At 46.0% G+C, this 26037-nt stretch carries 23 protein-coding genes; 12 read left to right on the plus strand and 11 right to left on the minus strand.

Annotation, left to right across the window (positions count from 1 at the left end; genetic code table 11):
• The first annotated feature begins 96 nt into the window (after nucleotides 1-96).
• A complete protein-coding gene (locus ABJ225_RS15975; protein WP_347321058.1) occupies nucleotides 97-1131 on the plus strand; it encodes an acyltransferase in 1035 nt (344 codons plus the stop codon).
• Between the two features lie 432 nt (nucleotides 1132-1563).
• Here ABJ225_RS15975 and ABJ225_RS15980 read toward each other — a convergent pair whose 3' ends face one another.
• The 3 genes from ABJ225_RS15980 to ABJ225_RS15990 all read right to left on the minus strand — a co-directional run bounded on the left by ABJ225_RS15980 (nucleotide 1564) and on the right by ABJ225_RS15990 (nucleotide 5224).
• Nucleotides 1564-2235: a CDP-glycerol glycerophosphotransferase family protein gene (locus ABJ225_RS15980; protein ID WP_347321092.1), complete on the minus strand. Its 672-nt coding sequence runs from the start codon at nucleotides 2233-2235 to the stop codon at nucleotides 1564-1566.
• Between the two features lie 173 nt (nucleotides 2236-2408).
• Nucleotides 2409-3962 (minus strand): right-handed parallel beta-helix repeat-containing protein, encoded by a 1554-nt coding sequence (locus ABJ225_RS15985; RefSeq protein WP_347321059.1) that lies wholly within the window; start codon nucleotides 3960-3962, stop codon nucleotides 2409-2411.
• 224 nt (nucleotides 3963-4186) lie between these two features.
• Nucleotides 4187-5224, minus strand: coding sequence for a LysM peptidoglycan-binding domain-containing protein (locus ABJ225_RS15990; RefSeq protein ID WP_347321060.1), 1038 nt, complete (start codon nucleotides 5222-5224; stop codon nucleotides 4187-4189).
• A gap of 357 nt (nucleotides 5225-5581) precedes the next feature.
• Here ABJ225_RS15990 and ABJ225_RS15995 point away from each other — a divergent pair, with 357 nt between their 5' ends.
• Nucleotides 5582-5983, plus strand: a complete 402-nt coding sequence (locus tag ABJ225_RS15995) for a hypothetical protein (protein WP_347321061.1) — start codon at nucleotides 5582-5584, stop codon at nucleotides 5981-5983.
• 116 nt (nucleotides 5984-6099) lie between these two features.
• On the opposite strand, the gene ABJ225_RS16000 is transcribed toward ABJ225_RS15995, so the two are convergent.
• Complete coding sequence (locus ABJ225_RS16000) at nucleotides 6100-6903, minus strand: polysaccharide deacetylase family protein (protein ID WP_347321062.1); 804 nt, start codon at nucleotides 6901-6903, stop codon at nucleotides 6100-6102.
• A 416-nt stretch (nucleotides 6904-7319) separates the two neighbouring features.
• Here ABJ225_RS16000 and ABJ225_RS16005 point away from each other — a divergent pair, with 416 nt between their 5' ends.
• The 8 genes from ABJ225_RS16005 to ABJ225_RS16040 all read left to right on the plus strand — a co-directional run bounded on the left by ABJ225_RS16005 (nucleotide 7320) and on the right by ABJ225_RS16040 (nucleotide 18647).
• Nucleotides 7320-7661 carry a hypothetical protein gene (locus ABJ225_RS16005; RefSeq protein ID WP_347321063.1) on the plus strand — a complete coding sequence of 114 codons (342 nt, stop codon included), beginning with the start codon at nucleotides 7320-7322 and terminating at the stop codon, nucleotides 7659-7661.
• Complete coding sequence (locus ABJ225_RS16010; protein WP_347321064.1) at nucleotides 7658-8857, plus strand: polymorphic toxin type 50 domain-containing protein; 1200 nt, start codon at nucleotides 7658-7660, stop codon at nucleotides 8855-8857. Before ABJ225_RS16005 ends, ABJ225_RS16010 begins: the two co-directional genes overlap by 4 nt.
• Nucleotides 8858-8881: 24 nt before the next feature.
• Nucleotides 8882-9220: a hypothetical protein gene (locus ABJ225_RS16015; RefSeq protein WP_347321065.1), complete on the plus strand. Its 339-nt coding sequence runs from the start codon at nucleotides 8882-8884 to the stop codon at nucleotides 9218-9220.
• A 656-nt stretch (nucleotides 9221-9876) separates the two neighbouring features.
• Nucleotides 9877-16107 carry a SpaA isopeptide-forming pilin-related protein gene (locus ABJ225_RS16020; RefSeq protein ID WP_347321066.1) on the plus strand — a complete coding sequence of 2077 codons (6231 nt, stop codon included), beginning with the start codon at nucleotides 9877-9879 and terminating at the stop codon, nucleotides 16105-16107.
• A gap of 23 nt (nucleotides 16108-16130) precedes the next feature.
• Nucleotides 16131-16712 (plus strand): class D sortase, encoded by a 582-nt coding sequence (locus tag ABJ225_RS16025; RefSeq protein ID WP_056538871.1) that lies wholly within the window; start codon nucleotides 16131-16133, stop codon nucleotides 16710-16712.
• 166 nt (nucleotides 16713-16878) lie between these two features.
• Nucleotides 16879-17214 carry a tRNA-Val4 gene (locus ABJ225_RS16030; protein ID WP_347321093.1) on the plus strand — a complete coding sequence of 112 codons (336 nt, stop codon included), beginning with the start codon at nucleotides 16879-16881 and terminating at the stop codon, nucleotides 17212-17214.
• Nucleotides 17215-17253: 39 nt separating this feature from the next.
• On the plus strand, nucleotides 17254-17709 hold the full coding sequence (locus tag ABJ225_RS16035; RefSeq protein ID WP_347321067.1) for a DUF4274 domain-containing protein: 456 nt from the start codon (nucleotides 17254-17256) through the stop codon (nucleotides 17707-17709).
• Between the two features lie 347 nt (nucleotides 17710-18056).
• Complete coding sequence (locus ABJ225_RS16040) at nucleotides 18057-18647, plus strand: SMI1/KNR4 family protein (RefSeq protein WP_347321068.1); 591 nt, start codon at nucleotides 18057-18059, stop codon at nucleotides 18645-18647.
• A 143-nt stretch (nucleotides 18648-18790) separates the two neighbouring features.
• Here ABJ225_RS16040 and ABJ225_RS16045 read toward each other — a convergent pair whose 3' ends face one another.
• Nucleotides 18791-19369 (minus strand): hypothetical protein, encoded by a 579-nt coding sequence (locus ABJ225_RS16045; protein ID WP_148985784.1) that lies wholly within the window; start codon nucleotides 19367-19369, stop codon nucleotides 18791-18793.
• 220 nt (nucleotides 19370-19589) lie between these two features.
• Here ABJ225_RS16045 and ABJ225_RS16050 point away from each other — a divergent pair, with 220 nt between their 5' ends.
• The gene (locus ABJ225_RS16050) at nucleotides 19590-20210 is read left to right on the plus strand and encodes a hypothetical protein (protein WP_056538856.1); all 621 of its coding nucleotides are present in this window, start codon (nucleotides 19590-19592) and stop codon (nucleotides 20208-20210) included.
• Nucleotides 20211-20361: 151 nt separating this feature from the next.
• Here ABJ225_RS16050 and ABJ225_RS16055 read toward each other — a convergent pair whose 3' ends face one another.
• From ABJ225_RS16055 to ABJ225_RS16065, 3 genes are all read right to left on the minus strand, one after another.
• Nucleotides 20362-20607 carry a hypothetical protein gene (locus ABJ225_RS16055; protein ID WP_056538853.1) on the minus strand — a complete coding sequence of 82 codons (246 nt, stop codon included), beginning with the start codon at nucleotides 20605-20607 and terminating at the stop codon, nucleotides 20362-20364.
• Between the two features lie 201 nt (nucleotides 20608-20808).
• Nucleotides 20809-20994 carry a hypothetical protein gene (locus ABJ225_RS16060; RefSeq protein ID WP_347321069.1) on the minus strand — a complete coding sequence of 62 codons (186 nt, stop codon included), beginning with the start codon at nucleotides 20992-20994 and terminating at the stop codon, nucleotides 20809-20811.
• Nucleotides 20995-21072: 78 nt separating this feature from the next.
• Complete coding sequence (locus ABJ225_RS16065; RefSeq protein ID WP_347321070.1) at nucleotides 21073-21942, minus strand: alpha/beta fold hydrolase; 870 nt, start codon at nucleotides 21940-21942, stop codon at nucleotides 21073-21075.
• Between the two features lie 437 nt (nucleotides 21943-22379).
• On the opposite strand from ABJ225_RS16065, the gene ABJ225_RS16070 reads away from it, so the two are divergent.
• Complete coding sequence (locus ABJ225_RS16070) at nucleotides 22380-22787, plus strand: hypothetical protein (protein WP_079514438.1); 408 nt, start codon at nucleotides 22380-22382, stop codon at nucleotides 22785-22787.
• 102 nt (nucleotides 22788-22889) lie between these two features.
• Here ABJ225_RS16070 and ABJ225_RS16075 read toward each other — a convergent pair whose 3' ends face one another.
• The 3 genes from ABJ225_RS16075 to ABJ225_RS16085 are packed head-to-tail and all read right to left on the minus strand — an operon-like array spanning nucleotide 22890 to nucleotide 25833.
• Nucleotides 22890-23207 carry an AtuA-related protein gene (locus ABJ225_RS16075; protein WP_079514440.1) on the minus strand — a complete coding sequence of 106 codons (318 nt, stop codon included), beginning with the start codon at nucleotides 23205-23207 and terminating at the stop codon, nucleotides 22890-22892.
• Nucleotides 23189-24520 (minus strand): acyclic terpene utilization AtuA family protein, encoded by a 1332-nt coding sequence (locus tag ABJ225_RS16080; protein ID WP_347321071.1) that lies wholly within the window; start codon nucleotides 24518-24520, stop codon nucleotides 23189-23191. The genes ABJ225_RS16075 and ABJ225_RS16080 overlap by 19 nt, the downstream gene beginning before the upstream one ends.
• A gap of 17 nt (nucleotides 24521-24537) precedes the next feature.
• A complete protein-coding gene (locus ABJ225_RS16085) occupies nucleotides 24538-25833 on the minus strand; it encodes a CitMHS family transporter (RefSeq protein ID WP_347321072.1) in 1296 nt (431 codons plus the stop codon).
• Nucleotides 25834-26037: the final 204 nt, after the last annotated feature.

The following is a 26037-nucleotide window of genomic DNA, read 5'->3' on the forward strand; positions in this document are numbered from 1 at the left end:
AAAGAATAAAACAACCTAACATCATTTTATTTAATTAATTTAAACGGCCTTAGAAATGCTATATAGGCTGTTTTTTGTGGAACTTAGGGGGCGGTTATGATTCATAATAAAAGAATAGAAGAAATGGACATCTTAAGAGGGGTAGCTATCCTATCAGTAATTCTTATACATATTTCATCCAGTTTTTTTGGAGAAAGCCATTCTGGCCTTTCTAATGGAATTATCTTGTTTATTAATCAAGCTTCAAGGTTTGCAGTTCCTATTTTTATAATATTATCCGGTTGGGGACTTACAATTACCAAGAAATACAGTCAGAAATATTTGAATTTTTTAGTAGGTCAAATATCAAAAATTTTTGGTATGTATTTAGTATGGAATTTAATATATTTTGCTTTTTCAAATCAGAATATAAATTTAATTAATTTAACTAAAGGCATTTTACTTGGTACTAGCTACTACCATTTGTATTATGTACCAGTAATTCTTATACTATATATTTTTTATCCAATTATCTACAATATATCAAGAACCAACATAGGCTTAATATTTTTTTTGCTGATCACTTTAATAAGTCAATATTATGGTGTCTACAGTGGTATTAGTGTTTTAACAAATCCTCTGAATATTTTCAACTGGATCTTTTACTTTTCATTTGGTATATGGTTTGCTGAAAATTTCAAAGTCAAAGTTGCAATTATTAAAACAAAAGTTTCGCTACTGTTAACTTTATTCTTCATACTACTGATTTTTGTAATTTTAGAATGCTATATTAATCTACAAAATCAAAGTGTAGAATTGGCCACAACATCAATGAGGCCGAGCGTAATATTATTTTCCTTAGCATTTATGTTCTTAGCAATTGGTTTAAAGTGGAATTTTAAAAGCCTTAAAGCGATTTTCATATATCTTGCTAATGCCTCATATGGAATGTATTTATCTCACGTGCTTGTTTTAGAATTTTATAAGTTGCTGATTACAAAGTTGGGAATTAATTTTGGGGTAATATGGTTTGTATTTTCTGCATTTTTAATTGTTACACCAATATCGTTATTAATTTCAATAATAATGGATAAAGGAAAGAAGTCCGTTAAAGAGTATCTAAATACTTTCAGCAAACAACTAGAAAGTTAATAAATGATGAACCCTTAATCCCCATCTTGCTTGATGGAGGCTTGATTATTTCAATATTGTATAACCAAGGATAGCGTTATTTCCTCATGCTAGAAGAATCTTTTTCATGCATTGAGTGACTTCATTCTCCGTACTTAGTTGTTGTTCAGAAGTCTGTACAAATGGCTCACCCTATTTCTATTTCATGTTAATGGAATTGTGTTAGGTTTTTTAAAAATTGAAATCGCTAATGTGCCTATTTATCATGGGGGCAGGGAAGTTGCCTAATAATTTGAAAAGGATGAAGGAAGTCGGGAAGTATGGGAGGCCGGCTGGTTGAAGTTGAAAGCGTATATAGAGTTGTTTGTAGTAAAGCTTATGAAAAGAATATGAGAATATGTTTGTAGACGTCCAAAACGGCTGCCTCCTTAAAATAGGCAAGCCGTTTCTTTTTTATACATTGATCATATTTGTACTGGTTGCGCCCCTTGCTGTGGTCCTTGTTGAGAAGACATAGTCCTCATCCAATAGCTGCTGCATCCTGCTGATGTCCAGGGTATAGTCCAGATCCAATACCGATTTTTTGTAGTTGTAATCCCTCCAGGTGGGGACGTACAGGATGACTTTTTTGTCTTCAGGTATCTCCATGGACTGTTTGAGTTCCTTGATTAACTCCTGATTGTACCGGTTGTCCTTTAGCCATTGGACCCTCGGGTATCCGATGTTCAAGATCCGTTCCACTGGGTATGCGAACGCTGTGGTGAATTGTTCTTTTGCTTTGGTTGAGTCGGCAAGAAGGTAGTCCCATCTGGATATATCCCGCTGCTTATCCCGTTTGTGGTTTTTGTTGAAGGTAGTGATGAACGGCTCGTGGCTGTCAAAGAACAGCTTCTTGAACGGTGTCCCGTGCCACAGCTGCACCCACTCCTGTCCCTCTTTCTTCAAGAAATCGAGGGGGATCCAGCTCTCCCCAATGACAATCCTAGCCTGGTTCAAAATCTTATAGAACTTCAGGCTTCTTGGAATGACCCTGTATTTCGACGGGACTTCTTTGCTGGTGGTGAGCTCGTGACTGTTGTCTGTATGATTCATCATGTAATCAAAGAAGTACTTCGAGTTGTCGATGTACCGGTAGTCAAATCCAAGGGAGAAGATGACGTTCTCCTTGAGAAGATCATCCTCCTGTTATCACCGACATGACCTGGTCAGGAAAGCGAAATGTTATAAAGATGGACTATGAGTAAGAGAAAAAGCGGACCATCCACCAATAAGTGGATGGTCCGCTTTGGATAATTTATTTATAGGAGGTCCGCTCCTGTAGCCATCCCCGATACCCCACTGACATTAAATCCGGCAAAGTTGTTACCAGCTCGAACGATGTTAGTACCTGAAGTAATCGTGAGAGCATTTGCTGCTACATAACTGGAACCATAGTTTCTGCAGGCATTCCCTGATATGGTGATTCGGTCTACATTGTTGGTAAGGCGTAGGTGGGCGTATAGGGAATCATTTCTCTCTCCGTTTACGCCAACGGTGGTGTTCCCGGAGATGGTGCAAGTATCCGCCTCTGTGATGTAAATCCCATTCTTTCCTGTCCGTTTAATCAGATTGCCGGAAAGATTGGTATGAGCGGAGCTGCCAGACACGGCTATTCCTTGATCTCCTACAGTGTCAATGACATTCCCAGATACGGTCACACTGATCGTATACCGACATGAAATCCCGTTCTTCCCGGCTCCATATACCCGGTTTCCTGTAACGGTACAGTCCTGGGTGTAGTGCAACAGAATGGCATCATTGATGGAGGTGCTGGGAGACAGGGTAACATTATTTCCTGTCACTGAGATGCCTTTGGCCCTGCCGGAAGATTCCCCATAGATTTCGATGGCCCTTCCTTTATCCATCCCACCGCTGAAGTTATTATCACTGATGGTTCCGTTCTCCACTACCTGTGATTTCCCAGTCTGAACGCCTGATGTATTTTCCGTGTTGTGGTCAAGCGGGTTCTTGACCATGTTGGTTCTCCAGTTGATGCCGGCACCGCAGTTGATCATCTGATTGTGACTGATGGTGACGTTCTTCCAGGCATAAGCACGAAAAGCAAAGCTGATGGAGTTCTCGACCACATTGTTGAGGATATAGATATTCTCATGGTATACCCCGATGGTTGCAGTATGTGAGCCTACCGCCCTGGCAATGTGATTCGCTCCTGGCGTCCTGCTATCTCCAAAGTGACAGTTCTCGATCCAAACGTTTCTGCACGGCGTATCATCGTCGACGCCAAGTATGGTTACTCTGCGCTTGCTCAGATCAAGCTGTATGGCTTCATTGAAGTTATCCGTTCCGACATATCCAAGGAAGCTGCAGTCCTGTACCCAGACGTTCTGACAAGCGTTAAACTCGATGTGGTGGGAGTTTGAAACGTCTTTGAAGGTGGCTCCCTTGATACGGATGTCATGGCTGTGGCCAATATGAAAAATGGACGCTTTTCGGGACTGGTTAGTGCCGTTCCCATCCCATACGCCTCCTTTGATCGTAATATGGCCAGCGCCGTTATAGCGGGTGTACGTGGAGGGTGGTTGTTCCGTTTGACTATTTTTGTACCCGTTGATCAAGATGTAGTTGGAATGATCGCGAATCATCCTCGCCTTTGGATCTGCCAGGATGGCCGTATTCTCGTGAATGATCAATTCTTTTGTTAGACGGTAATCACCAGCCGGGATGAAGATCCTGATTCCATCTAGTTGTTTCGCCATATCCAGTGCTCCTTGAAACACAGAAGAGTCGTCTGTGACACCATCTCCTTTTGCCCCTAATTCCTTCATGTTTACTAATTGTAGTGTAGTATCCATTCAATGTACCCCTCTCAAGTTTTTTGTTCTCCTATAATGAAAGAAGCATGAAGAGGGTGAAGTACAACCCGATGCTAAAGAAACATGATGTTATACAGCGGGGTGGGGATTTTTTCTTATGCATAAGAAACTGGCCTCTAAGGATATGCTGTACTTATTTCATATTTAATAGAAAAAGAGCGGGCCAACGTTTGTTGGCCCGCTCTTTTTCCTATGTCTTCTACTTAGAAGATTGCTACACATCGCTCATAGTATCTCGTCCGTTCATCAAGTCCCCTTGTACCACCATTAACCTTGAGGGTGACCTGTCTTACCGTCGGATTGGTGTCACAAAGGGCATTCATATTGTTCAGTTCCCACCAAAAGCCTGCGCTCTGCCATGGATAGTGCTCGGCCACATAATAGACTCCCTGATTAATGATTTCAGGGTCGCCGACTGCCTCGGAGAAGAGGGTGTAGTTGTAGCGTCCGGTTAGTTGGATATATCCTCCGCCTTTGAACTTCGGTCCGTCACCAGGGTAGATATTCCCGAGATCCTGCCTTCCTTCATACGCCCATCCATCGGCAAGCTCTGCCGTGTACCGCCCGGCGCCGGATTCGTGGCTGCATTGGCTCAGGAAGTGGCATAAGCGGGACTTGGTCGTGATCTGGAATCGTTCCAGACAGAGGTTCAGATCGGCCACGATGGCATCTGAGAGGTAATCATAGGACCATCCAATCGCGTTCAGCTGACTTGCCGTCACGCGTACTGGTGTGTTGCCATTGCCCCCATTCGCATACACCTGAAGCACCTGTCCGATCTGGATAAGGCTAGGATCTGTGATGCCATTGAGAACCATGATTTCATCCAGGGTCATCCCGAAGCGCCGGGAGATGCTATAGAGGGTGTCCCCGGATTGAACGACATAGGTAGTGAGGTCTGGAGTGGAACCGCCGCTGATTTCATACACTTGGAGTACCTGCCCGACATGAATGCGGCTCGGGTCTGTTATATTGTTCAGACTCATGATTTCATCCAGGGTCATATCAAACCGGCCTGCGATACTGTAGAGGGTGTCCCCAGCCTTTACGGTGTAAGTCATAAGGGGACGATCCGATTCAGGGGAGGAGCTCACAATGAGCACCTGTCCGACCCGGATCGTGTCCGTCGTCAGGCCGTTCCACGCCTTCAGCTGGGCCACCGTCACATTGAAGTTCCGGGCAATACCATACAACGTATCTCCAGTCTTTACGATATAAGTGGTAGAGAACAAGGTAATCATCTAACCATTCCTTCCTTTACAGATATTCAGTCAAGGGACTGTCTGTATATAAAGGAGGAAAAGATTAAATAAATACAACCTAGACCTATTAACTATTCGGGTTATATGAATGACAGTGGCTTATATTCATTCCAAGCAAATGAGTTTAGGGAGATCTTCGAATAGCTGTCTACAGGAGTTTTCTCGATCTCTCCTGTATGTTCTATCTGTTTAATAAATATGGGATATAATTTTATGTGAATTTCCGAAATCTTCTAATTGTATTCAGAAACCTACCGATATAAGAATGAAGGTACAATCAAAAAATGGAAGAGGAATGACATTTCCCTCTGTTGATAACTAAGGAGTAATTAGAAGATGTTTACACAAAGTACCCCATCATCCAAACGCTCAAGAGAAGGAATGAAAGAAGCCTATTTAAAACAGTTATTTACCCTAGCAGGCAATCAGGAGACTTACTCTAACAAGACAAAGGCTCAAGTCATCTATGAGCTTAAGAATCAATATGATGTCCTCTCCCTTGTAGAAGTCGCTGACATGCCCCGGAGCACCTACTACTACTGGGAAAAGCGTCTGAACAGGCCGGATAAATATGCCGAAGTGAAAAAAGAAATCCTTTTGGTCGCCCGCTTATATAAAGGACCTTATGCTTACCGAAGGATAACGGAAGATTTGATGAGGAAAGGAATCCGCCACGATCCGAAGACCATCCTTCGTCTTATGCGCGAGTTGGGGTTGGGGGATAGGGGGAAGCAATAAATGGTTATGAGGGAAGGTGCTCCTCTTGAAGAGAGTGTAACTAGAGAGCAAAAATTCAACCTGTAATAAAACCATGAAAAAAGCCGTATGGACTCTATACGGCTTTCCCGGTCACTCTACCCCTCATTCGCTACAAAAGAATGGCATCGTCCCTCACAATGAAACGTCACCGGCTGCATCTCGTCGGTCAACACGCCTGTCTTGTATCCTTTGGTTTCAATGAAACGGAGGAGCTCAGGCAGGTAGTCGATGAGCTCGGGGCGGTCATGGAGGAGGACGACGGGCGATTCCCCTGCATTTATCATATGCTCGATCCTTTCTATAGTGTACTGAATAAATCGCTCATCCTTCAGCTCCCAGTCACGGCTGTCGATGTCCCAGTCCCATATACGGAACCCTTTTTGAGCAAGATTCCCTCGCATTTCCACCGTCAGGTAAGGAACGCTCCCGTAGGGCAGACGGATGAGTGAGGACCTCACCCCGGTCTGTTCTATAAGAATGGCTTGAGCATCCTCCATTTCATGAAGCGGCGCCAAAGGTCCGCTGTAGATGTCCTCTGTTTGATGGGAAGTCCCGTGGAGGGCAAGCCCGAATCCCTCCTCCTTCATCCGCTTGACCACATCGGAATCATTCTCCATATGTGGCCCGAGCATGAAGAAGGTGGCTTTTATATTGAATTCATTCAGTAGGTCAAGAAGACGCCCCGACTCCTTCGACGGACCGTCGTCAAAAGTCAGGTAAAGATCACTTTTCTCAACGGTTGGAGTCTCTCTCACCACACCGGCGGAAGCCGACTTCACAGGCTTCCGTTGTTCATCCTTATCATTTCCCCCGAGGAAGAAGAACAGAGCCGCAGTCAAGGCAACCAAAAGCCCCACCGCAATCTTCCCCCTTCGATTCAATCGTCTGCGCCGAGTCATCGCACTTCCTCCTAAGCTTTCAAAAATATATGTAAATCCTCAAGAATCATCTGGTTGTCTACTACTTTCACAACAAGGGAGGGCTGAATGGGCCATCCTCCTTCGTTTCTCACCTAATATTACCAGAATAAAACCTTTTATGGAAAATAAAAACTGAATTTTCGGTGGGATTCAATTGAATTCGACAGCAGGAATTGAGGTTAGTCTATGGCAAGGAGAGAGCGCGGTTTGACTATTTTTGGATATTTAGAGGGTGTAGTATATTCCTTCTAAATACACAGGTGATACAAGATGGTCCATTTGACCTTACCTCGTTGAACGCTACGAATGTCAACATTTTAGTGAGTTCTTCACATGTTATAGCTATCACATTTGGTTCATATGAACCATTCAAATGGTAGTGATTTTCCAGTAGAGTGGAATTGGAAGAATACTGTAAAAGGGAGGAGATTGCTATATTAGATGTCATTAATACGGCGAAGAAAGCAAAGTATGCAACTGAAATGACTGCTCTTATAAACCATCTAGTAAAACTGCAAAAGGTAATCTCTGCGTTTGATGAAAGTGTAGGCTACACCAGATACGGCCATCAATCCTATGCTAGTGATTGGACTGGGGAAACACGATCCGCTTATGATTCCCTCGTAGATGAGTTGAAAATGATTGAAAACAATGTTTATGATATTCATAAAGAGTTGATCAGTGAGATCAAAAAAGAAATTTCCAACCTAGCTCAGAAAGTGAAGGAATTAGAATGAGCGAGATCAAAATAGATCCGGAACAGCTCAAAAAACTGGCAGATGTTTATCAGCAGGCAGAAGACGAAGCAGAAAACACGTTAAAAGAACTCAAGTGGGATACATCAGAGCTTATGCTTACCCTGACTCTAAGCAGCACAGGAAGAATTAGGGACCTACAATCTGAACTCAATCATAGCATTGAAACATACCGTCAAAAGGTGGATGAAACCCAGGAAGCGGTAATGATTGCCCGTGCAGCCATACAAAGTGCCGACCGTTCCATGGCAGAACATTTTGGTGTATTTGCACTGGAGCTAGTAAGCTATTATGATATTCAGCGAATAAATCCTGAAAATGAATTTGATCCTATAACAGGCGAAAAACTTTCTGATTTTGATAGGGACTTAGCGTTATTAATGCTAGTGTTAACTCTGGCTCCTCCTGCCAAAGCTCTTGGGATCGCTGCTAAAATGGGTATAAAAGGGGTAAAGACCTATCTTGTCCGGGAGGGAGCTTATTTAATCCGTTCAGCCAAAAACGTCATGAATCCTAAAGTGCTGAAAGAAATGGGGAAAAGAGCCTTCACTGCCACCAAAAAAGGTCCTATTGCTAAAACAGCTCAAGGTGTGAAAGATCACATCAAAGATATGAAGAAGATTGGCTACACCCTTAAGTACCTTGGGGGAAATGTAGAGGATTTGCTGGTATTAGAAAAAGTAGGACCCGACATCATTGAAGAAACCGCTAAAAACAAGTCCGCTAAAGAAATCATGGAGATGATTAAGGACAAGGCTTTAAGTAATATTGAGAAAGCTAAGGAGACGCTTGTTCGGTTTGGTGGTAAGGGTAATAGTGCACCTTATTATGGAAAGAATTCAGTACCAAAAGGACCTTATCGTGAAGTAAATGGGTACCCAGTTAAAGTGAAGCCAGGTGCTCAAGAGAAACATATTCCTAATACTCCAAATTATAAACAAGAAATAGCAAATGGAAAAAACAAGAGTATCTTCTATGGTAATAATAAAACAGCACAAGAATTGCTTGATAAGTTTGCAGGGAAAGGCGAACTATTAAAGAACGGTAGAGAAAGAGTAGACTTTGGTGAACCGATAGGGAAATACTATGATCGCAATACTGGTGAATACCTTGAGACTACTAAAGGATTGATTCATTATGGAAAAGACGGTGCTCATATAGTTCCATCAAGACCTTAGAAATCATAAGAAAAGAGGATGCATATGGGGTATGATTCTTTAATTAGAGCATTAATAAATTATGAAGATAGAGACATAATACTAGAATGGGAAAGTAAATTGAGGATTATTGGCGAATTAGATACAGTTTTTGAAACAGACAATGGACTAGATGACGATGATATAAATTATGCGGAATATGATGCAGCTGTATTTAGAGTGAAAAATATTTTATCCCATCCTACTAATTGCGAAGGCAGTGTTTATAATTGGTTGAGACAAAAGAAAAGTTCATTGGTTGAAATTTCTCTATATGATGATCCACCAAGTGCAGTGTTTTTAACTGACGGACAAAGTGTGTGGAAAAGGGATACTCAAAAATAAAAACGTTGCTTTAAATATAGACCTTGATTGGCTTTTGCCTTTCGAGGTTTTTTTATTGGTTATGTAATGTGTACTACTCACCGCCAAATCTAAATGTATTTCCCACTGTAACGAGAGGTTTATTTGCCTACTGAATCGATGTAAGGATCTTCCCTATAGCCCTACCCTCGAAAACCCCTCATTTCCTCATGTGTAACTTCTATTTATATTCCAACAAAATCAATCTACAAACAACATTGACAATACGGATAACCGGATGGTAGCATCTAGTTAATTCTTTATAAAGAACAAAATGAGGTGATTTATGTTCTTTTTATCGTATTTTGTCGGGTGATTCGTCGGTATTTGTTGATTGTTTAGTCGTTTTGATAGCTTTTGTTGAGTCCATTGACTTGTTTTTGAAGGCGTTTGTAAGATGGATGTTGATGATTTTTGGATGGTGGTTTCCTGATGTGCGTACTGATCACTCGCTTGGATCATATTGCCGTGTCTCTTGTCTGCTCTCGGAAATGCGGTCAACACGATTACATATTCCTGAAGAACCATGCTCTGATCAAACCTTTTTTTTACTCGTTTGAATGCTCATCCGCTCAGGTGATGTCCACGTTCAGGTCGTTGGCTAGGAAGGCAAATTACAGAAAAAAAGGATGGGGAAGATGAAAAGAAGCTTATCCGTTTCACTGATTGTCATGCTCATACTCCAGACATTGGCTACAGGAATCTTTTCACCGAGAGCGCAGGCACAAGGAACAGCAGAGGATCTTTTTCAAACAGTCGAATATGTGACCGATGAGGGAGAAACCGTACAGAACGATGGGTCACAGAACATTACCAGCATGAACGTCCAGTGGACCCTCGAGGGTTCAACGGTTGCAGCCGATCAACCTTATCACAAGGAGATCCCGGAACCTCTTAAGGTGGAAGTGGCTCAGGAAGGGGAGCTTCTTGCCGGTGATGAGGCCATCGGTCGATATACGGCTGATGGGGAAGGGCTAAAGGTGGTCTTCAATGAAGCGGCAGCCGACCATCCTGAAGCGAATGGGAAGATCTCCATTTCCGTTGTGAGTGAGGTAGAGGAAGTGGAACCTCCTGTGGAAGAAGAAACGGGGGCACCTGGGAACGAAGAGGTGAAGGAGCCTGAAGCTGAGGCCCCTGCCGAAGAGGATGCGGTGAAAGAGGAGACGGTCGAGGACGAGACCGCTGAAGCCGATGCACCGGCCAAAGAGGAAGTGAAGGAAGAGGACGAGAAAGAAAAGATAGAAGAAGTGAAGAAAAGCGCGGCCGTGGATGGAATCATCACAGAAAACATCCTCACCAAAGCGACCCTTTCCTTCGAAGACCGCCAAGGCAATCCACAGGATAAGCCGACCGTCGACTCCCTTGTGTCGGTGAAGTACGAATGGGCCCTGAAGAATGGTCATGGCTATAAGGGTGGGGACATGTTCAAGTTCAACATGCCACCGGAGCTGAAGATCTATGATGAAATCGTCCGTTCCGAAATACGGTTCAACGATGAGATTGTCGGCTACTTCTCTGTGAACAAGCAGGGAGAAGCAACCGTCGAATTCACGGACTTCATCGAGCAGTTCTCCAATATCAAAGGAACGCTGGAAGTATGGACCGAGCTTGATAAAGAGACGATCGTGACGGAAGACAAGACGATCGTCATCACGCCTATCGAGGGTCAGGAATCCATTACGATCGAAATCGACTATCCATCAAAAGGCGCTGATGTGAGCAAAAAAGGCGAGCCGAATCGCGCCTATAATGCCGAAACAATCAAATGGACGGTTGATTTTAATAAGAATCTTGGAGATTTGAAGAATGCGAGACTCGAAGACCCGATCCAGGAAGGTCAGGAGCTGAAGGAAGGTTCGATCAAGCTCTATCATCTGGAGACGAAGCTGAACGGAGAAACGACCCTGGGATCAGAAGTATCACGGGGTGACTATACGATCGGGAAGACGTCAAACGGGCAGGATTTCGCCATTGACTTCAATGATGATATCCATCTTGCTTACCGCCTCGTATACGAAACGAATGTGACGGATGAAGATCAAACCGACTTTAAGAATAAGGCGACCTTGATCTCCGATGGCGGGGAGAAATCGGCAGAAGCCACGGTGAAGGTCCAGAGGGGACAGCCGCTTCAGAAGCGTGTCGTCGGATATGATGCAGCCAAGCAGCTCATCACGTGGGAAGTCCAGTATAACTATAACCAAAAGAACATCGCCCAAAAGGATGCCGTCCTCGAAGATTTCTTCAATGGATCACAGGAATTGCTCAAGGACACCCTGACGGTCAATGAAATCACGATCAATGAGAACGGAAATGAAGCAGGAAGCACCCCGTTCACGAACTACGACGTCGTGGACAAATCCGATGGGAACCGCAATGGGTTCACCCTTCAATTCAACCAAGATATCGACGCAGCCTACAAGATCACCTATCAAACGAAAGCCATCGACCGCGTCTATGAAAATGAAAACATCGTCAATGAAGTGACGACGGGTGAAATCAGGAAGGATGCAGGCCAGACGATCGGCCAGCAGATCCTATTCAAGCACCACGGCTCACCGAATTACAAAGACAAAACAATCCCATGGACGATCAACTTCAACCTGGATGAGCAACTTATGAAGAATGTCGTCCTCAAGGATGATTTCACAAATAAAGGTCTCACGTTCAAGCGGGATACATTGAAGATCGAGACCAAAGGGAAAACCCTCGTCGAAGGGACGGACTATACCCTCGAAGAAGTGGAGGATGGCTTCGAAATCGTCTTCCTGAAGGAGATCAGTACCGCACACCGCATCACCTATACGACCGCATTCGATTACGAAAAGAGAGCGGATATTGGGAAAAAGTATCTGGAGAACAAAGCCGAGCTCTTCTGGAAGGATGAGCAGGGGAAAGACCGGACATTGCAGGCCATCTCCCGGTTCACCCCGGATTCCTATACCCAGTTCAACGGCTTCAAGAACGGGTCCTATAATGCCGTCGATAAGCTCCTGACTTGGAATGTCGGCGTGAACTATAACCTGAAGCAGCTCGATCAGCTCCGCGTGGTCGATTACATGCAGGGGAATCAGAAGCTCGTGGAGGATTCCATCGCAGTGTACCGGATGGATCTTACGGGTGGAGGCAACGGCACGAGGGAAGGTGAACGGGTACCGGCGAGCGAATATACCGTCAAAATGATCAATAACGACAAGGGGGAGCAAGGCTTCGAGATCATCTTCAAAAAACCGGTCGACTCTCCCTACAAGATCACCTACAAGACCAGTGTGAAGGATGTAAGCCTCGTCCAGGCATCCTACAAGAATACGGCCACGGTCTACAATGGAGAGAAGAAGGAAACGGATCTCAATGCCTCCGTTTCGATTCCGAACGGAGACACCTATACGGCCAAGTCCGGGAAACAGAACGGCAAGGTCATCGACTGGAAGATCAACATCAACTTCGGTCAGTCCACCGTTCAAAAAGCAAGGATCCTTGATACACCGAGTCCGAATCAGATGCTGATCAAGGATTCCTTCAAGCTCTACTCCACCACCGTGGAAGCGAACGGGAACGTAAAGAAGAAGGAGGAACTGACGGAAGGCGAGGATTACGTCCTGACGCTCAAGGAGGACCCGGATTCCTTCACGATCGACTTCAAGGAAGACGTATCCACCCCTTACATCCTCGAGTATCAATCACTCATCCTGGAGAAGGTCGGTGGGAAAGTCAGCAACACCGTCGACTTCAAAGGTGAAAATGCCAGGGAAGATGTGAAGAAAGGCGAAGCATCGATCATCGTGCAGAGGACCGGAGGAAAAGGTGACGGAAGCGGGGAAGTCGGTGGCCTTAAGGTGAAGAAGGTCGACAAAGAGACTGGGGATGTGTTGAAAGGCGCGACCTTCTCCCTTAAAGATCCGGTTAGCGGCGTCACCATTGCCACTGCCACCTCGGATAAAGACGGGATCGCCACATTCAACCGACTGCTCTATGGCGACTATACCCTCATGGAAGAATCAGCTCCAGACGGTTATCTGAAGGGCTTTGAGTCCAAGGAGGTGACCATTGATCAGCCGTATGATCCAAAAGATGATACCAAGCCGGGGAATACCATCACCGTAGATAATACCAAGATCAAGCAGCAGGTGGAATTGACCAAGATCGATGAAGAAACGAAGTCCGTCCTCCCAGGCGCTATCTTCGATCTGAAGAACAGCAAAGGGGAAGTGGTCAGGTCCGACCTGAAAACGGATGAATCTGGTAAGATCGTCGTCAAGGACCTTGAACCGGGGACCTACACATTCGTTGAGAAACAGGCGCCTGACGGATACAAAGGATCAGGTAAGGAATATGAAGTCACCATCAAGAAAGACCAAACCGAATCCACGACCATCACCGTGACCAATGAAATCATCAGAGGCGGCGTCGAGCTGACGAAGGTGAGTGAAGATGGGACCACACTCAAGGATGCCGTCTTCAAGCTCGTCGGGGTGGATGTGGATGAGCGCAGAGATAATCTGACAACGGATGAGGATGGAAAGCTGGTCATCACGGACCTTAGACCGGGAAGCTATGAACTGATTGAGACACAGGCACCAGAAGGACATGATCTTAAGAGCGAGCCGCTCACATTCGAGATCGTCAAAGGCCAAACGGAGCACCTGAAGCTGACATTTGAAAATGACCAGACGACGGGATCTGTCCGGATCCTCAAAGTAGGAGAAGATGGGAAGAAGCTTAAGGACGTCACCTTCGACCTGCAAAAAGAAAATGGAGAAGAGCTTCGTAAAGGGCTCATCACGGATGCAAACGGCATCCTCCTCGTGGAAGATCTGAAGCCAGGGAATTACAAGCTCGTGGAGAAGCAGACACTGGATGGGTATCTCGTGGGCAAAGATCCCGTGCATCCTTTCACCATCGAGCTTGGACAGGAAAAAACGCTTGAAATCACCATCACCAACGATCTGAAACGCGGGGCGGTTGAACTCACCAAGCTGGGTGAGGACAAGGAAAAGCTCGCGGATGCCGTCTTCAAGCTCCTTGATGCCGATGGCAAAGAGGTGAAGACCGACCTGAAGACCGATGAGTCCGGTACCATCACCGTGAACGACCTGCTGCCGGGTACGTATTCGTTCGTGGAAACTGCAGCGCCTAAGGGGCATGTACTCGACGAAACCCCTCTGACCTTTGCGATTCCATTCGATCCGAAGGAGCCGGTGAAGATCACCAAGGAAAATGAGCGTTCCACAAGCTCCGTGGTCCTGGAGAAAATGGGAGAAGACGACAAGCTGCTTGAGGGTGTCACCTTCGACCTTGTCCGCGAGAACGGTGAACCGGTCCAAGGCGGAACAGGATTGAAGACCAACGCCGAAGGAAAGATTCAATTCGATGGCCTGAAACCAGGTAAGTATCAGTTCATCGAGACGGCAAGCATCGATGGCTATGTTCTCGGAACCGGCCCAATATCATTCGAAATCAAGCTTGGACAGGAAACGGCAACTAAGGTGAAGGCCGTCAATGAGCTGAAGACCGGCTCGGTCCAGCTGCAAAAAGTCGGGGAAGAGAAAGAAGCACTGGAAGGAGCGGAATTCACACTCCGAAATAAAGAAACAGGCGAAGAATGGAAGGGATTGACCACGGATGAAGACGGCACTATCACCGTCGACAATTTGAAGCCTGGTCACTACCAATTCATCGAAACCAAGGCTCCGTTCGGCCACGTACTTGATGGCAAACCGGTGGACGTGGAAGTGGTCTTCGACCCGGATCAAGAACTCCCTGTCACGGTCACCATGGAAAACGAACGTGCCACGGGATCCGTCATCCTGACGAAAAAAGGGGAAGAGGGCAACACCCTTGAAGGCGTGAAGTTCGATCTGTGGAGAACCGATGGGACTTTGATTGCAGAGAACCTGACCACCGATGAGAATGGCGTACTCAAAGTCGATGACCTGAAGCCGGGCAGCTATCAGTTCGTGGAAACGGAAACGCTCGCGGGCTATGACCTCCCATCTGAGCCGATCCCATTTGAGATCGAGCTTGGCCAAGAGACCGCACTGAACGTGGAGGTCATCAATGACCTGACAACAGGCTCGGTCCTCTTGACGAAAATCGATGAGGAAGGCTACCTCCTTGAGGGCGCCCTGTTCGACCTGACAGATGGGGAAGGGAACGTTTTGGCAACGGATCTTGAGACAGATGAAGCCGGTGAACTCTTCATCGACGGGCTGAAGCCGGGCAACTACCAGCTGATCGAGACACAGGCACCGTACGGATATGAGCTCGATGACGAACCGATTCCATTCGAAATCGTGAAGGGTCAGCAAGAAACCCTTGAGATCGTCTTCGAAAATCTCTTGATCCTTGGAAACCTGAAAATCTTGAAAGTCGACAGTCAAACCGATCGCAAGCTGCAAGGAGCGGAGTTCGACATACTCGATGAAAACGGAGAAATCCTCCTGTCCGTCGCCACGGATGAAGAGGGTGAAGCCTATATCGAAGGACTGGTGCCAGGCACCTACAGCCTCGTGGAAACCAAAGCACCGGACGGCTATGTCGCATCAAATGAGCCGATTCCATTCACAGTGGAAGTAGGGCAAGAAGGCGTGATCACCATCGTGGTCAAAAACGATGCCAAAGAAAAACCGCCAGAAGAACCGGAAAAACCGACTACTCCATCCGAACCGACAACACCGACTAAGCCATCCGGACCATCCGATCCTGCAAGCGGAACGCCGATGGACTCAACCCCATCCGGCACACCGAACAACACCCTGCCGTACACCGGTGAAGAGTGGATGCGCTACCTCATGTACGCAGGTCTCTTGTTCATCTCGGCAGGAACGATCGTCATCACGGCCAGAAGGAAACGCGGAATCGAAGAGTGATCTGACTAGTGGAGGATGAGCCCATGAAGAAAAAAACAAAGGCAGGACTGTCCCTTGTACTGATCGGACTCATCCTGCTCTCCATCCCATTCGTGTATGAATGGCAGAAGGACAAAGAAGCAGCCGCCCTGGAAGAGGCCCTTTCCCTTATCGAACGGGCAGAAGGAGAACCGGTCGACCTCTCAAGCGTCCGGAACTTAAAGGTGTCAGAGGATCAGCTGAAGGATGTCCTGGAACTCGAGATCCCGGCCATCGACCTGAAGGAAAAGGTCCTGCCCGAACCGACCCAGGAAAACCTCAGCATCGCCTTGACCCAGATCAAATCGGACCAAACCCCCGGCAAAGGCAACTTCACCATCGCCGGGCACAGGGGGTACAGGGGAGACCGCCACTTCCGCCAGCTACCTGAAGTCGAAGCCGGCGAAAAGGTCCTCCTCCACCAGGGCAGCACCACATACGAATACATCATCGACAGCACCACCATCATCGATCCCACCGACACCCACGTCCTGGACGATCAACCAAACAAAAACCAAATCACCCTCGTCACCTGCACCCTCGACGGCACCCAACGGATTATTTTGACGGGTACTTTGGTTGGGTGATGAGGGAAAGGTAATTCATCATGGCTCCCTGGTAGAAGGGGGGCTTTTTTTACTGAAAAAATTGGACAATAGGGAGTGGAATTTAGATACTCTTTATATATGGGAATGGCAAAGGATTGCGCGAGTATATTTATTCCACGTTACAACTATTGAAAAGGGGATGTGTATGAAGTACTCATATGAATTCAGGGAGGATCCATTTGGTGATCTGATGATTGTGTTACCGGAAGAATTGAGTGTTTTTTCGGATTTCATTCAAGATATTTCTACAGAACAAGAAGTCGATGAGTATATAGGCTACATCAAGAATGTTCTTGAAGGGGTGCATGAAAACGTTGAAATTACACTAAACGCAACAAGTGTGATGATCAGGAAAGACGTAACCATGGCCGAGCATCATTATCGAACGGCTGAACCTTATGAAAATGAGATTGAAACGGAAGAATTTATAGAGTTACTGCTAATATGGAAAGAGAAGGTTGCGGAAAAATTCAAAAGTTGAGTTTTTATAAGAAGATAATAAAACGAGGAGATGGGTATTGTGGATGAAACAGAATTTATTTTCCTTGAACAGTTACTTTATCATACAGATAAAGAATATATAGTAAGCCAATTAAAGAATGTAGATGACTCTTTATTCCTTCATCATTTTGCAGGTAATTATCATTGGGATAGCGGGTTTGAAGTACCAACGGTTATCTTACATAATGAGGCTTGTGATTTAGGGACGGGTTTACTACTGTTTCATTATGCTGATGGCTATCGTTTATTAGAAAAGTCAGAAAAAAATTCCGATTCTTCACTAGGGGAATGGCAAGAATTTATGGCGAAGATTTATAATAAACTACTAAGCCTTGACTTTAAATCTCAAAGCATTTCCTTTGACCCCGGATTAACAAAAATCCAAAAATATAAGATGAAAAAGAATGACCCAGACCTTCCTGACGTTCTAATCAATAAGTCTCCCGGAAGTGAGATTAAAATGCATAAATTCTGAGTTGAACGGACTTCAATTCTGGACTATACAAAGAGGGTATATCAATGTCTAAACTCCTTTTACTAGTAGAATAAGATGAAAACAAATCTTTTTCTATAATAAAGAAATATACGAGCTAGGGATTTTCATAAATTCAAAAAAGAATTAAAAACAAATGGAAGGTCTATTTCTTGTTTATTTGATTGGGCAAGGGTTGACAGAATAACTACTGGCTTAACTACTGGCTTAATTGGTGGATTATAAACAAACATATGCCCACTTCATAGTATTCTGAGGTAATCAGTAGGTATAAAGGGAATGCAAGTAGCATTCCTTGCTACTCATTTGTCCAAAGGGGAGGAATATGTGTGGATCCATTAAAAGTGAAATTGAATGAAATTATTGATTTTGATACAACGGCCGCAAAAAAAGCAGCTTTGCATAAAGACGAAATCTTATCATTAGGGGGAAAATATCAGATCGACTTTCCCGAGGACTATATTTCTTATCTTAAAGAATATGGGAATGACTATTTAGATCCGAGTTACAAATGTATTCCGGAGGAAACACCGCCTGATTTTAATAAATTTGAATTTGAACTTGATTCCATCTTTGGCTTATATCCTGATGAGAATAGTCTAATTGAACAGATCGAATCTCATCAAGGCATCATACCGGAACATGTCTTCCCAATCGCAGATTTTCCAGGTGGGGATTTAGTTTGTATGGACAAGAAAACAGGATCTGTCTATTTTTGGTTTCATGACCGAGAAGGAAATAAAATGATTAAGGTGTTTGATTCGTTCAGAGAATTCATTTTAGGTTTTACAAAAGTGGAAGAGCAGACTTCCAATGCTGAAATAGTGGAAATCACCCTTGAGAATGGATTGGACGCTTTCCTTCGACGCTTCAGTCCACAAAATGGTTTGAAGAAGAGAGGGGGAGATCTTGATGACTAGGGTAAAAGTGTGAAAAAGAAATCCGATGGGTATGAAACCTATCGGTACGCTTTTTATATCTCCGTGACTTAATCTTAAGACTCCTTATAGAAGCCCCCGTTATCTCTGGAACAAAAAAAGACCTCCGCTAGATTGGGAGGCCTTCATTCATTCTTTTGTCTGACAGGCAGTGGGGCGGACTGCCCGATCAGGGTGGGTACGGTGATTTCTTTTTCCTCCTCTGAGGGAGGGGGAAGGGCACTGATCCGCATGTTGATGGCTTCCTCGATGGTGTCGGCCTGCTCAAGATACAAAAAGTCCTTTAGGACGGTGATTTCGTCCGAGTACTGCAGCTCTGGCGGAAGGGGGACCAGGTCAGCAGCATGTGAGAAATGGGTGTTGATGGTTTCCTGCGCTGACAGGACGGCTGATTCATTGGCCCTTGAGATCTTCAGTCCGTTATAGATCGTCGGGATGATGACGATGGTGAAGGTGATGAACGGATACGAGCTGAGGGCGATGTCCATTGTATGGAAGAATCTCGCATGAAGGGAGGTCCAGAGCATATCCAGCATAGGCAATAAAACGAAATAAAACAGTGACAGAATGCCGATTGTCCACAGTAACAAGAACAGAATCCCGGTCATGCGCCGCCTCTTTACAATGATCGCCTCGCAGTGCTCGACTTCTTTCAGGAGGTACTCGACTTCCTCCAGCCTTTCCAGTGCTTCTTCCCTGTTCACAAAATCCCCTCCTTTAAAAACGAACAGAGTAATTAGTATCCTTTCCCCGGTCCTTATATAGATGAAACCTTCCCTTCCGTCTTTTTGAAGGGTATTTTGGGATATATAGGATGAAGTGAAACGCTGAAATCATCCCAAAGTCCCTATTTACAAACCTATCCAGAATCTCTAGAATGGTCAATGTGTGTAAAATGCAACCAAAAATAGGGAGTGAAGGAATATGAAGAAATTAGCGGTGGGCATGCTTGTTCTCGCTCTATTGTTGGCAGGGTGCTCGTCATCTGACAGCAGCGGGAAAGCAGATACAAAGAAAGATGAAAAGGAAGAAAAAGTAGTGAAAAAGGGTCTTTTGAACGTGGAGATTACATTACCGGCTGAGTTCACAGAAGGTCAAGATGTTGATGATATGATTAAGCAGGCGAAGGAAGAAGGCGTGAAGGAAGTCAAAAAGAACGATGATGGCTCCCTGACGTACGTCATGTCCAAAGCCGATCATAAAAAGATGATGAAAGAAATGGCAAAGGGTATGGAAGAGTCGATTGATGAAGCTAAGAACGGTTTCGAGTCGATCGAGGATATCACGTACAATAAGGACTTCACTGAATTCACCATGGTCGTAACGGATGAGGAATCCTACAAAAACAGCATGGATGCATTTGCCTCCATCACAGTAGGAATGACTGGGATGATGTATCAGGTATTCGACGGGAAGGACCGTGACAAAATCAAGATCAAAGTGGCCGTCGAGGATAAATCGACAGGCAAGCAGTTCGATGAAATCATTTATCCGGATGCGATGGATGATTTAAAAGAAGAAGCTGAAGCGGGTACGGAGGAATAATCATAGTAGTACCTAAACACTACCCTGTAGAAAGGACTTGAAAAGTCTCCCTACAGGGTATTTTTGTTTGATAGCGATCCCGACGTTTTCAAAGCAGGAGAAAATCCAGAAAAAAAGCCACCGCACAGAGCGCGGTGACCGTTTCGTATTCCTAATGCCCAAACACCCGTGTGTTGTAATTACTCGCTGCAACGGCTCCCCAGATCATGCACACGATATGTGTGAAGAAGAGGCCGATTCCGAAGGTCAGGAATCCGACCACGAATTCGATGGCAATCATGATGAGGGCACCTGCTACGGTGGAGTAGAGCATTCCCAAGGATCCGAAGAAGAAGGTGAGGACGAGGGATAGGCCGACGCTTTTACGCGGGACGGCAACGACTGTGCGTTCACTCATATGAGATGGCTCCTTTCTTGGTACAGACAGATTTTTATAGATATGTATAATGGCATGATAAAATACCTATCTATTATCTAACCGTATTCTGGGTATTTTTTCAAGAGGGATAACAATAAAGGTTCAGTCGGAGGTGATAGATTGCTATGTTTATTGAAGCAGATGAAATAAAACGGCGGTGCAGGCACCGCCGTTTCATGTTTATAGCTTGATCTTGGGAGCAAGGGGCTGAAGGGAACATCCAGTCGTGACGCCGAGGGCGATGCCCATGACAATCCGTAGGACCATATCATCGAATATGGGGGCAAATACAACAAGGCCGATGGTCATACCGATGACCATGACAGCTACGTAGAGCAGGACTTGGTTCAGTCTTTGTTTATCCAATAGGTGACTCCTTCCAGTCGTTTGAATTGTACGTCAATTGTAACGTATTTCCAAATTGGTGGCAACAGCCCTTTGAATTCAGTCCTTCTTCAAGAACGCCCTCATATACGCATTCACTTCTTCAGGCTTCTCGTGCTGCGGCGCATGTCCGACGCCTTCGAAGCGGTGGATGGTCAGATCGCTCACATAGTCTCCGATGCCATCGAGATTGCTGTTTTCAAAGGCGGGATCGGCGTCTCCCCAAAGGATGAGCGTCGGTGCATTGAACATGTCATGCTTCAGCTCAAGGGGCTTTTGCACATGGTCTTCGAATGGGAAGAAGGAGATGGCACGGTAGTAGTGAAGCATGGATTTCATGGCATCCGGCTGTGTCCAGGCGTCCACGTATTTGTTCTCATCGGCTTTACTTAGATAGCCTTTTTTCTTCCCAGGCTCCGTCATCATCTTCCGGAGGCGCTCGGCGTCATTGGCTAGCAGGATCTCATGGGAATCATCCTGTTGGAAGAAGCCCATGTAGCTGCTTGCTTCACGCTGTGCCGGATTATTGGCAAGCTCTCTGCGGAACGTGTACGGATGGGGCGCATCGAACATGATCAGGTTCTTCACGTACTCAGGATGCGTGTAGGCGAATGTCCAGGCAATGGCACCGCCCCAGTCATGGGCGACAAGGGTACAGGCTTTCTCTCCGAACGCCTCGATCAGCTGTTTCACATCTTCGACGAGGGTGGACATGGTATACGAATCGATGTCCTCGGGTTTATCTGACAGATTGTATCCGCGCATATCCACCGCCACGACGCGGTAGTCCTTCGAGAACTCCTCAAGCTGATGATGCCAGTTGTACCAGAAGTAGGGGAATCCGTGGAGGAACAGCATGAGCTCTCCTTCGCCTTCTGTTACATAGTGCAGATTGACATCATTTACGTTTACAAATCCTTCTTTCAACATTTCGATCATCCTCTCAAACGTTTTAGCAGAGAGAAAGGTTACGCTTCTTCCATGCGGATATCAACCAACTCGCATTACAGTTTACCGAATCGGTAGGGAAGTCCTGTGGAACTTGAAAGAGTTGGGAGGAGAATGGAGATAAATACGGAAACATACTGTATTAGGAACTGACGTTAAGTTGGAGGAGTTCCAGATTTTCAACGAGGACCCGTAAGAAGTCAACAGAGAATAGTACGACAAAAAAATGTTCTAAGAATTTCCTCCTAGGGATTAAGTAGCTACCGACCTGGGTAAAGATATGAGAAACTTACATAATTAGGGATTAATGACCAGGAACTGTATGGCATCATGTCTCGTAAAACAACTAGAAGGAGTAGAAGAATGGGAAAATTAGAGATGAAGTGGAATGGATTAACAAGACGGAGAGGTGAAGGGAAATGAAGAGACTACCAGAGTTTCTGTTGGGATTGATTGGAGGGCTTATCGGGATCTGTATGTCCTTCTTCGGATTTTTCATGTCATGGGCGATGTTTAGTGAAGGTGAATCGGAAACAGGAATGGTCTTCACTTTCTTGACCATTGGTTTCCTATTGGTGCAAATAGCTGGGCTCGTAGTCGGATGCCTTGCCAATCGCATGAACAATAAAGTATTCGGTGGAATCATGATCGGTATCGGTGTTCTCACCTTTCCGGCATCGATCTTCACCATGTTGATTCCGGCAGGACTGTATATCGCCGCGGGTGCCGTCGCATTCCGTGAAATCAAGCCGAAGGAAGATGAGACCACGATCCCGTTTGAAAACGAAAAGAGAGTGGCTTTTGATAAGGAGAATGAAATGATGTAAAGGCCGCCTTATGCGAAAGCTCCACGACGAGGCGAAACCTTCTGTGGAAATCGTCATGCATGTAAAAGGACCTCACCTGTGACGGGTGAGGTCCTTGTTGTTTCAATGGCGCTCAATCTCCATTTCCAAGACGGCGCTGCTGATGCTCTTTCCATGCGTATCGAGAGCGATGGATGTTGTCACACCACCGAGCAGGGCCTGTTCGCATACAAAGTTCAATGCTTTGATAGTGGGTAGTTCGTACCGTGTAATCGATCCTTTCACGATGTGCCGCAGATGTTCAATAAAACGTTCAACCGTTGCCTCAGCTTTAAGTAAATCGTAATCTTCTTCCCTATAGGGAATGAGGGAGAAGTTCAGCGTATTTCCTTTATCTCCTGTGCGGCTGTGGGCCACTTCGATCAGTTTGATTGTTGCCATGAGGATTCCTCCAATAGCTCAGAATGAGACGTGATCAGGGAGCGGTCCATGAAGGTGGAGACCACCCCGATTACTTCTTCGACCCGCTTGCGTACACCGCCGCCACCAGCTGGACCGTTTGTATAAAGCGCTTCGACTTCATGACCTATCCTGACGGCCTCTTTTCGTAATGGGCATAGGGAAGCCACGCGTAGTCGGACCTCATATGGACGAAATCCTTTCTGTTCACCATGATGGAGAGAAGTCGAACCAATCAAGTCGATTTTGAATTGGTCATCCATCCCACCGAGCCGTTTCTCGAGGATGTCAGCGGCCAGTTGACCCCGCTCAGTTGCAGTGGACCCTGCATAGGAGATTTCCGCTTCCCCCAGATAGCCCGCATGGTAGCCGAGGGAAACCTTTAATGTATCCGGGCGTTTTCGCCCCGTCGCTCCTTGGACTTTAACGGTATCGGGTCCGATTTCTTCAAGGGTTGCCGTACTGAAGTCCGCCACACAATCAGGCGTGAGGTAGCTTGTCGGGTCATGCACTTCATATAGAAGTTGCTCCTTCACAGTCATGGCGTTCACCACTCCCCCTGTACCCGGCAATTTGGTCAGGATGGCCGTCCCATCTTCCATGATGGAAGCGATAGGGAAGCCGAGATCATCGAGGCGATCGACGGGTTTATATATTGGATCCGCAAAATATCCTCCTGTCACCTGTCCGGCACACTCCAACAAGTGTCCGATCAGGGTCCCCTGGCCGAGGAGTTGATAATTGCTTTGCTCCCATTGGTAATGATGGATCATAGGGGCAAGGAACAGGGAAGGATCCGCGACCCTGCCTGTCACAATGATGTCTGCTCCTGATTCCAGGGCTGGAAGGATGGCCTCTGCACCAAGATAAGCGTTCGCGCTTATCAGAGGTGTGTATTCTTCAACAGGCTTTTGAGTTTCATGCACAATGGCATGAGGATTTAGTTTGGACAGAACGTCGTCGCCAATGACTGCCGCTACCTTACAATCCAGATCCATTTCCTTTGCTACCTCTTGAATCTTTCTGGCCGCTGCCATAGGATTCGCCGCGCCCATATTGGTAATCAGACGAACGTTATGAGAGAGGAGTGAAGGGAGTAGAAGGCGAATTCTTTCTTCCAGATACTCATTGAATCCAAGATCAGGATTCATCCGTTTTTGTCGTTGTGAAAGGGCGATGGTCCGTTCCGCCAAGCCTTCAAGGATCAGATAGTCGATGTTTCCGTTCTCTACAAGGGCAAGGGCAGGTTCGATCCGATCACCTGCAAAGCCAGTTCCAGCTCCGATTTTTAGCATAATGAACACTCCTTAATTTACGAGAATGAAAGGGCTCCGGTAATGAATGCGGCAATCGTCATCACGATGGTGGATCCGAATGCCCACAGGAAGATGAAACGCTGATGGTCCCCGAGCTCGACGCGGGCCAATCCGATGAGAAGGAATGTCGCCGCCGTAAGGGGGCTCAATGGAAATCCTGTGGTCATCTGTCCCAAAATAGCGGCCCTGCCGATGACTTCAGGAGCAATCCCGTAAGCGGCTGCCGTCTCACTTAAGACAGGCAACACCCCGAAATAATACGCATCAGGGGTGAAGACCAGGCTCAGTGGCATACTGGTAATGGCAACGAAAAGCGCCATAAAGGACCCGGTGCTTTCTGGTATGACACCTACCATGGCGGTCGCCATCGCTTCGATCATGCCCGATCCTGACAGGACGCCGGTGAAGATACCGGCAGCGAAGATGATGGAAACGACAGAGACCATTCCGTTAGCTTGCTCGGTGATGCGGTCCTGCTGATCTTTCGGTTTTGGATAATTGATCAGGAGGGCGACAGCAAAGGCCACCATGAATATGACTGGAAGTGGTAGCCAAATCTTGATCAGGGCAACAATTGTGATGACCGTAATCAATAGGTTGAGCCCGATAAGCTTCGGCCGACGTGTTGTTCGCTCCTCTTCACTCAGTTCAGCGTGGAAGTCGTAGTTGAATTCCTTGATACCAACCCGCTTGCGTTCTCTCTTCCCGATGATATAGCTGACGAACAAGACCCAAATCAGTCCAATTCCCATGGCAGGAAGAAGGGGGTTGAAGATCAACGACACATCGACCCCTAGGGAACTTGCAGCCCGTGCTGTCGGTCCTCCCCAAGGAACCATGTTCATGACGCCACAGCTAAGTGCGGTGACCCCTGTAAGGACGAGTCGGCTCATGCCAAGTCGATCATAGATCGGCAATAGAGCTGGGATTGTAATGAGGAAGGTTGAGGCCCCTGAACCATCCAGATGGGTGGCCATGGCAATGAGGGCTGTCCCCATGACAATCTTGAGTGGATCGCCCTTGACCAGTTTCAGGACGTTTGAGATGAACGGGTCAAACAGTCCAGCCCGGTTCATGATTCCGAAGAACAGGATGGCGAACGCCAGCATGATGCCGGTTGGAGCCACACCAGAGATTCCTGCGAGAATCATTTCTCCAAGTTCCGAAATGGACGACGTGAACAGGCCGAACACAATGGGAACCAGGATGAGAGCGACGATGACCGATACCCTTTTAGAAAGAATCAAGTAAAGAAAGACCGCTATGGTTAAAAAACCGAGTAAAGCCAACATACGTATATTCCTCCTTTTTAAAGCGCTTACAAATATACACGCAACAATCGTGCCAAGACAAAAAGCGCATGAGAATAAGGGATTCGGATAAGTGGATTTCTAAAAGGTTGGAATTACAACGAGGCAAAAGGGGAGAAACCTATTGGGGGGAGTGAATTCTAACATCTTGGAAATGCGTTTCTATGAAACTGGAAAGCGCATAAA

It is taken from the genome of Rossellomorea sp. RS05 (assembly GCF_039822645.1).
GTDB lineage: Bacteria > Bacillota > Bacilli > Bacillales > Bacillaceae_B > Rossellomorea > Rossellomorea marisflavi_B.

Bases quoted from the DNA above. Each gene is read 5' to 3' on its own strand.
- ABJ225_RS15975 (WP_347321058.1), top strand. From the start codon at position 97: ATGATTCATAATAAAAGAATAGAAGAAATGGACATCTTAAGAGGGGTA.
- ABJ225_RS15985 (WP_347321059.1), bottom strand. From the start codon at position 3,962: ATGGATACTACACTACAATTAGTAAACATGAAGGAATTAGGGGCAAAA.
- ABJ225_RS15990 (WP_347321060.1), bottom strand. From the start codon at position 5,224: ATGATTACCTTGTTCTCTACCACTTATATCGTAAAGACTGGAGATACG.
- ABJ225_RS15995 (WP_347321061.1), top strand. From the start codon at position 5,582: ATGTTTACACAAAGTACCCCATCATCCAAACGCTCAAGAGAAGGAATG.
- ABJ225_RS16000 (WP_347321062.1), bottom strand. From the start codon at position 6,903: ATGACTCGGCGCAGACGATTGAATCGAAGGGGGAAGATTGCGGTGGGG.
- ABJ225_RS16010 (WP_347321064.1), top strand. From the start codon at position 7,658: ATGAGCGAGATCAAAATAGATCCGGAACAGCTCAAAAAACTGGCAGAT.
- ABJ225_RS16015 (WP_347321065.1), top strand. From the start codon at position 8,882: ATGGGGTATGATTCTTTAATTAGAGCATTAATAAATTATGAAGATAGA.
- ABJ225_RS16020 (WP_347321066.1), top strand. From the start codon at position 9,877: ATGAAAAGAAGCTTATCCGTTTCACTGATTGTCATGCTCATACTCCAG.
- ABJ225_RS16025 (WP_056538871.1), top strand. From the start codon at position 16,131: ATGAAGAAAAAAACAAAGGCAGGACTGTCCCTTGTACTGATCGGACTC.
- ABJ225_RS16030 (WP_347321093.1), top strand. From the start codon at position 16,879: ATGAAGTACTCATATGAATTCAGGGAGGATCCATTTGGTGATCTGATG.
- ABJ225_RS16050 (WP_056538856.1), top strand. From the start codon at position 19,590: ATGAAGAAATTAGCGGTGGGCATGCTTGTTCTCGCTCTATTGTTGGCA.
- ABJ225_RS16055 (WP_056538853.1), bottom strand. From the start codon at position 20,607: ATGAGTGAACGCACAGTCGTTGCCGTCCCGCGTAAAAGCGTCGGCCTA.
- ABJ225_RS16065 (WP_347321070.1), bottom strand. From the start codon at position 21,942: ATGTTGAAAGAAGGATTTGTAAACGTAAATGATGTCAATCTGCACTAT.
- ABJ225_RS16070 (WP_079514438.1), top strand. From the start codon at position 22,380: ATGAAGAGACTACCAGAGTTTCTGTTGGGATTGATTGGAGGGCTTATC.
- ABJ225_RS16075 (WP_079514440.1), bottom strand. From the start codon at position 23,207: ATGGCAACAATCAAACTGATCGAAGTGGCCCACAGCCGCACAGGAGAT.
- ABJ225_RS16080 (WP_347321071.1), bottom strand. From the start codon at position 24,520: ATGCTAAAAATCGGAGCTGGAACTGGCTTTGCAGGTGATCGGATCGAA.
- ABJ225_RS16085 (WP_347321072.1), bottom strand. From the start codon at position 25,833: ATGTTGGCTTTACTCGGTTTTTTAACCATAGCGGTCTTTCTTTACTTG.